At 61.1% G+C, this 6,947-nt stretch carries 7 protein-coding genes; 5 read left to right on the top strand and 2 right to left on the bottom strand.

The features are described from left to right. The first annotated feature begins 559 nt into the window (after positions 1 to 559). The 5 genes from WAW39_RS11075 to WAW39_RS11055 are packed head-to-tail and all read left to right on the top strand — an operon-like array spanning position 560 to position 4,940. A complete protein-coding gene (locus WAW39_RS11075) occupies positions 560 to 1,888 on the top strand; it encodes a hypothetical protein (RefSeq protein ID WP_422318720.1) in 1,329 nt (442 codons plus the stop codon). Beyond that, positions 1,872 to 2,933, top strand: coding sequence for a hypothetical protein (locus WAW39_RS11070; protein ID WP_422318718.1), 1,062 nt, complete (start codon positions 1,872 to 1,874; stop codon positions 2,931 to 2,933). The genes WAW39_RS11075 and WAW39_RS11070 overlap by 17 nt, the downstream gene beginning before the upstream one ends. Continuing rightward, entirely contained in the window at positions 2,917 to 3,741 is an 825-nt protein-coding gene (locus WAW39_RS11065; protein WP_422318716.1) for an energy transducer TonB family protein, read from the top strand. The genes WAW39_RS11070 and WAW39_RS11065 overlap by 17 nt, the downstream gene beginning before the upstream one ends. Positions 3,742 to 3,763: 22 nt before the next feature. Next, the gene (locus tag WAW39_RS11060) at positions 3,764 to 4,468 is read left to right on the top strand and encodes a MotA/TolQ/ExbB proton channel family protein (RefSeq protein ID WP_422318714.1); all 705 of its coding nucleotides are present in this window, start codon (positions 3,764 to 3,766) and stop codon (positions 4,466 to 4,468) included. Between the two features lie 52 nt (positions 4,469 to 4,520). Then, on the top strand, positions 4,521 to 4,940 hold the full coding sequence (locus WAW39_RS11055; RefSeq protein ID WP_422318712.1) for an ExbD/TolR family protein: 420 nt from the start codon (positions 4,521 to 4,523) through the stop codon (positions 4,938 to 4,940). A 564-nt stretch (positions 4,941 to 5,504) separates the two neighbouring features. Here WAW39_RS11055 and WAW39_RS11050 read toward each other — a convergent pair. Further along, entirely contained in the window at positions 5,505 to 5,924 is a 420-nt protein-coding gene (locus tag WAW39_RS11050) for a hypothetical protein (RefSeq protein ID WP_422318710.1), read from the bottom strand. A gap of 190 nt (positions 5,925 to 6,114) precedes the next feature. Further along, complete coding sequence (locus WAW39_RS11045; protein ID WP_422318708.1) at positions 6,115 to 6,768, bottom strand: hypothetical protein; 654 nt, start codon at positions 6,766 to 6,768, stop codon at positions 6,115 to 6,117. Positions 6,769 to 6,947: the final 179 nt, after the last annotated feature.

The following is a 6,947-nucleotide window of genomic DNA, read 5'->3' as shown; positions in this document are numbered from 1 at the left end:
GGCGGTGGGGGAAGAGACGGTGTAGATGGACAGGATTAACAGGATGGCAGCATTTCAGGATGACTGCGGGGGTGGCACCGAGCTTGGTGAGATAGACGAATGAAGTGAGCCCGGAGGGGGAGGGCGGCGAATCAATGGTGGAGTGCGAGGCGGTGTCGATGGACAGGATTAACAGGATGGCAGCATTTCAGGATTACTGGAGGGGGGGGAACCGAGCGTGGCGAGATAGACGAACGAAGTGAGCCCGGAGGGGGAGGGCGGCGAATCAATGGTGGATGGAGGGATGGAGGAGAGCGGGGGCTTGAGGAAAGGGGGAGAGTGGTTGGGCTGGCGGGTGGCGGTGGGACGAAGGATTCTAGGGACGCGCACAACGCGTCCCTACCAGCACTGGGGCTGCGAGGCGGTGGGGGCTGGCGGAGGGCTGGGTGATTGGATCGAGTAGGGGGCTGTGGATGAGAGGGGGAGGTGGGGTGTGAGGCTGCTCAATCAGCATTTGATTCTCAAGACTGGGAGAGCACTATATTGGGGGAGGCGTTCCTCCCTAAATTGGCCTGGCATTGTGACTGACTTTTATCCCATCGACCATCAACGCAGCAGCAACCTGCGCATTGCCATCACCGGCACGGTGGTGGTGCATGCGCTTTTGCTGGTGCTGCTGGCGTTTGTGTTTGCGAGCGAGGCGGCGCATCGGCTGTGGCTGGAGGCACACCAGCCGCCGAAGGAGGAGAAAAAGGAGGAGGAGGTGCTGCTGTTTCCTGAGCAGTTCCTGACGACGCCACCCCCGCCGAAACCGAAGCCGGAGCGCATGGTGTACATGCGCACGTCGCAGAATGAGGGCGTGGACGTGGCGCCGAAGAATCCGGCGTTCATCTCTGACCGGAACACGAATGCTTCCACCAAGAAGGCCCCCTCTCCGGATGCGACGGAGCCGCTGCCTTCGATGGACGGGATCAAGATCAAGATGCAGGAGCTGGCGGACCGTGATTTCCACAATGGGGATCTGAAGGACGATGCGCGGCCGAAGACGCAGCCGCCTGAGGTGGCGATGCTGGCACCGAAGCCGCCGGCCCCGCCCACACCGGAGGCCCCGCCTTCGATCCTGAAACCGAAGGACGCCGCACCGCCGCAGCCGCCCAAGCCGCAGACGGTGCTGACGCCGAAGCCGGAGACGACAACGCCTGAAACGGAGAAGCCTGTGGAGACGCCCAAGATGGCGAAGGTGGAGCCTGAAAAGACGCCGCTGACAAAGATGATGGAGGAGGCGGACAAGGAGCTGGCGAAGGTGGACCTGAACCGGCTGCCGCTGGAGGTGAAGAAACCGGACCCGATGGAGAAGACGCCAGACGCGCCGCCCACCACGAAGCCCGCACCGAAGAAGCTGGAGCTGGCGGAGGACATGCCGCCGCCGACTCCGCAGGAGAAACCCATCCCGAAGGCGCTGCCGGTGGTGGATGATGAGGCGGTGACGCGCACGACGCGGAACCAGGATACGAACGCTTTCACGCCGCACACGCGCAAGTCGGAGACAAAGGGCACGATTTTCAATCGTGGGAACGAGGAGGCGGTGGATGCGAAAATGACGCCGCTGGGGATCTATGACCGGCAGGTGCGCGGCATGGTGGAAAGGAAATGGAACATCTACGTGAAGCTGCGGCGGGATGGCATGACCTACGCGAGCCTGAAGCTGGTCTTTTACGTGAATAAAAAGGGCAAGGTGGAGGGCCTGCGGGTGGTGGATGACAAGGAGTCCAATCCGATCCTCACGGAGGTGACGGTGCGGGCGATCCAGGATGCGGAGATTCCGCCGATCCCGGCTGATGTGCTGCCGCTGCTGCCGGAGGAGGACGGCGGGCGGTACAAAATCAATTACAATGTCCTCATCTACTGACCTGCCTGCCTGTGAGGGATGCTGCCTTGGGGGCGTGGTTCCGGGCGCGCTGGGTGCCGCTGGTGTGAGGATGGGGACGTGGATGAGGCTGTTGGGGGCGGGGATGCTTCTGGTGGGCATGCTCTCTGCGTGCAGTGCGCCGCCGAAGGAGGGCGGGGTGGTGGAGGATGCCAAGGAGACGCCGAAAGACCGCTATGGCAGGCGGGTGAACGAAGTGATCCTGAAGAAGTGGAAGATCTACAGTGAGCAGCGTCCCAATGAAACAGCCTACGGGAGTCTGAAGGTGGACTATTATGTCAGCCCGAAGGGCCAGGTGGAACGCATCCACGTCAGGAACAACCAGGATACAGATCCGATCCTGACCCGATTCACGGTGAAGGCGATCCAAGATGCGAAGTTCCCGCCGATACCTGCGGATGTGATTCCTTTGCTCAAGCCGGAACAAGAGGGGTGCATGGGATTCGTCCTCAGTATTCATCTGCCAGAACGGACGAAGGGCGGCAGCGCCGCTGCCAGCAGTGAGACGCTGGCGAATGCGGAGAGAGCGCCGGAACAGCGCGAGATCAGGCAGAAGGCAAAGATGCTGATGGAGAAGCGGTGGGGAATGCCGCCGGAGATCCGGGAGGGCAACGTCCGGAAAGTGGCCCAACCGGGTGAGACGAAGCAGCCCAGCAGCCCGCCGACGAAGGGCGGCAGTGCCAGTGGCGGCACCCAGACGACGGTGAAACTGACATCGACGCCGAAGGAGCGCTACACCCAGCGGGTCACCCAGGCGGTGGAAAAGAAGTGGCGCATCTACCTTAAACTACAGATGGAAGGCGTCACGTACGGGAGCCTGAAGGTGAATTTTTACGTGAACAAACAAGGCAAGGTGGAGGACCCGCTCGTGGTGGATGACAAGGATTCCTACCGTGCTCTGACTTTATTAACCTTGCGGGCGATCAAGGATGCTGAAATACCTCCGATGCCCATTGACGTGTTCCCATTGCTCCCGATGAACGATCCGGAGCGCCTGAAAATTGAATACAATGTCCTCATTTACTGACATGACCGAGAGGCGTCCTTTTTTGTATTCAATGATGAAAGTGATAGGAGCAGTCTCTCTGGCTTGCGGGCTGGTGGCGTGCTCGACGTATGAGCAGGGCGCTGCTGACGAACAGGCTCGCCTGGATCTTGCGAACAGCCGCTCTCCCAAGGGGCGCTATATCGCGCAGATCAGGAAAGAGGTGAGGGAGAAGTGGGACCGGCATATGAACGCTCTGCGCAACTCTCCTCAGGGCTATGGCACCATGGTGGTCGAATTTTACGTCACCCCCAAAGGCAAGGTGGAAGACCTGCGGATCATCAACACGAAGAACTGCACTCGGACATTCGCGACATTTACTTTGCAGGCGATCCGTGAGGTGAAGCTGCCGCCCATGCCTGCTGAAGTCGTGGCCGCGCTGACGGAGCAGGATGGAGGACGCCTGAGATTGGAATACTATCCTGAGAGAGCGGCATCGGAGAGAGCGGCATCGGAGTCTGGCGTTCAGAAAGTCGCTAGCCCGAAGAAGCCCGTGACGCGCTTTTCCCAGCAGGTCCGGAAGCTCTTGCACAATACCTATGAGCCGTATATCCGGCAGGGCAGCAAGGGCCCTGACGTTTTTCATATTAAAGTGGTCGTCGACTTCAACGGCAAGGTGGAGCATGCCTTCGTCACCGATGAAATGGGCAACAATGAGAAGCTGAGGGTCTTGACCCAAAAGTTAATCTATGCTGCGAAGCTCCCACCCATCCCTGAAGAAGTCATCCCCCTGCTGCCGAAGGAAACTCTCGAACACCTGATACTCAACTACGATGTCGTTATTAACTGATCTTCTCGCCTCTGCCACACCCATGCTTGCGGCTGCCGCCGCCGCCGCTGCGGATGCCACTGAAAAGGCTGCGCCCTCAGGGCTGCAGCTGGTTTATGAGTTTCTCTCGACGGGGGGCTTTGTGATGGCGCTCATCGTGGTGTGCTCGATGTCGGCCATCGGGGCGTCGATTTTGGCGTGGCTGCAACTAAGGGAGCAGGTGATCATGCCGAGCGCGGTGGTGAGCCAGCTGCGGGCGATCCCGAACTATGCGCTGAAGGGTGACATCCGGCCGCTGCAGGAGTTTCTGGTGCATGATGGCTCGATGCTTTCGCGGCTGGGGAGCATGGCGATCAGCGGGGCCTTTACGAGCAAGCAGGAGTGCCATGATGCGTGCGCGATCAAGGCGCGCGAGGAGATCCACCGGCTGGAGAGCGGGATCCCGCTGCTGGAGGTGATGGTGTCTGTGGCGCCGCTGCTGGGGCTGCTGGGCACGACGGTGGGCCTGGTGGGGATGTTCTCGGCGTTCGGCGCGGGTGGCGGGCCGGACACGACGGTGATCGCTCATGAGATCGGCGTGGCGCTGCGGTGCACGATCGCAGGCTTGTTTGTGGCGGTGCCGTCGGTGCTGGCACACACGTATTTCTCCCGGCGGCTGGATGCGCTGGCGGTGCGGGTGGAGTCGATCATGCAGGAGACGATCCAGCATTTTTACCAGCACTTTGAAGTGCAGCGTCCGGCGCACTGAGTGTGCGTGAGCGAGAACTTTTCCATCACTCCACCTGCTGCACGCCATGGCCATGAATCTGCGCCCCAAACGCCGCCCGGTACCGACGATCCCCATCGTGTCGCTGATCGACATCATGGTGATCCTGCTGATCTTCTTTGTGGCGACGACGACGTTTGAGAAGGACAAGACGCAGATGAAGATCACGCTGCCGGAGTCGAAGACGCTGGGCGGTGCGGCGACGACGCCGGAGGTGCGCGTGGCGATCACCATCGATGAGCAGCAGCATGTGTTTCTGGACGGGAAGCCGGTGGAGCTGGAGCAGCTGGCGGCGGCGATCACGACGATGAAGGAAAAGACGCCCGGGCTGAAGCTGGAGCTGAAGGCGGACACGACGGCGGCGCTGGGGAACCTGGTGAAGGTGTGGGACGCGCTGCGGGAGGCGGGCTACAGCATCAATGATGTGCCGGCGCGGATTCAGCGGGCGAAGTGAGGCTTTTTCGCGCTGCGGAAGAGCGCGGGAGTGGCGTGCAATTTGAGCACGTGTGTGTGGGCGTGGCGGCGCGCCAGGCAGACGCTGCTGGTGGGCTTAGGGTGCGGCGGAGTGCTGGGTTTGCTTTCCGGATTTGATGGCGGGTACCAGGGTAGCCTCGCTGAGGCTCGGCAACCCTTCGCTATGTTACGCAACCCCTTTGGGGTTGGTGTGTGGCGGAGCGCGGTGCTGTGGGCGGAGCAGCGGCGAACAGGCCTTAGTGGCTAAGGGGCTGAGCAGCTTCGTGGTGTGGAGCAAATGAGAAAGCCGCAGGCCAGAACGGGCTGCTGCGCGGCCGCGAAGCGAACTACGAACAAAGAAGGCGGGCCGGCTTCCTCTTTGGCTCTTCGAGCTATGGAGGGCACGAAAGCCGGGACGGCAGGACGGCGCCGGGGGACTCGATAGTGCTTTGGCGATTTTTTCGCTGCAAGATCGAGGACGAGCAGGAGGACGAGGACGAAAAATCCCGAACGGTCTGTTGAGAAGCGACGAAGCGAACTAGTGATGAACCGATAACCGCGCGTCTTAGCGGCTCTTCACCTTGGTGTACTTCACGTAGGGCTCGAATTTGTAGCAGGTGGGCATGAGGATGCCGCGCTTTTTGAGGATGGAGGTTTTGTTTTCGTCCACTTCAAAGCCGGGGTGGCCGATCCAGGCCCACTGCCAGCCTTCGTTGGCGATGAAGAGGCCGCCACGCTCGTGGCCCTGGCGAATGATGCCGGTGGTTTTAAGGCGCTCCGGGGCGACGTAGTAGATGCCTTTGGAGGACTGGGCCTCGGGCTGGTAGATGCCGGCGGGGAGGGTGAACTTGCCGTCCTTGTGAGTGCAGTCGACGGCCTGGGCGACTTTGATGGCGGGGGTGCCGGGAGGGCAGCGGTCAAGGTCTTTGGAAGCGCAGGAGACGAGGAGGCAGGAGGCCAGCAGGGCGGAAAGCAGGTGTTTCATGAGATGAGGAGGAAGCGCTGAGGTGGTGCGCGCCATGTGCGGACGGGGCCGGAGAGGAACGCGGCCAGCACTAAACACAGGATGTGGCGCGTGTGGTAGCAGAATGTGGCGGCGTTTTTTTGGTGGGTGCTCAGGCGCTGCTGCTGCTCGCGTCTCATTGCAGCCGTGGGCCTGTGTGACGGCTTTGCTGTTAACGGTTCCAGAGGAGGATGGGCTGTACCACGTGAACGCCCCCTGAGGAGTATACATGGGGGATGTGGAACTGATTCACGTGGGCGTGAGGAATGCAGCCGTAGGATGAATAGTTGCGGTATCCGGTTCGCGGGTAGTAGTACTGAGAATAGCGCGGGACGCTGTAGACCGGGGAGTATGACCTGCGGTATGCTGCCGCCATGCGGCGGGCGTCTTCAACGTGCTGCATATTGACCTGATGCTGTGCAACGCTGGCTGCGTACCCGGCATTGGCGGATGTCTGGGACTGGGCTTGCATCAGACGCCTTTGCTCCGTCTGGGCCTGGGCCAGGGCCTGGATGTCCAACTGACGATTTTGCTCAGCCTGGGCTGAAGCCTGGGCTTCCAACTGACGTTTTTGCTCCCTCTGGGCCTGCACGGCGGCCTGCTCCTGCGGTGTGGCGACACGGAGCCGGACGCGGGTGGCAGGGTCGAGCGCGGTGACTTTGATCCAGCTGCCTTTGTAGTTGTCCCTGTCTGAGGTGACATAGACCTTGGTGTGGTCGACACTGAATTTATGGAAGGTGCCGTTGTAGGTCCGGCCGTTCACGAGCCACTGCTCTGCCTGGGCGGCGGAGGTGAGCAACAGCAGGGTGAAAAGCAGCATCTTCATGCGGGGAGTGTGCGCGGGGTTTGTCTGGGGGCAAGTGGGGAATGGGACTAGGCGGGGTAAAAGAGCGGCTGCTGGTGGGTGAATGGGGCAGGATTTACAGGAGGGCAGGATGAACGGGATTGCTGGCAGAGTTGGCGGGAGTGGTGTGGTGGGCGTGAGCAGATGGACAGGATTCACAG

Origin of the sequence: Prosthecobacter sp., assembly GCF_049294395.1 — a bacterium.
Classification (GTDB): Bacteria; Verrucomicrobiota; Verrucomicrobiia; order Verrucomicrobiales; family Verrucomicrobiaceae; genus Prosthecobacter.
This window is presented reverse-complemented; position numbering and strand designations above follow the sequence as displayed.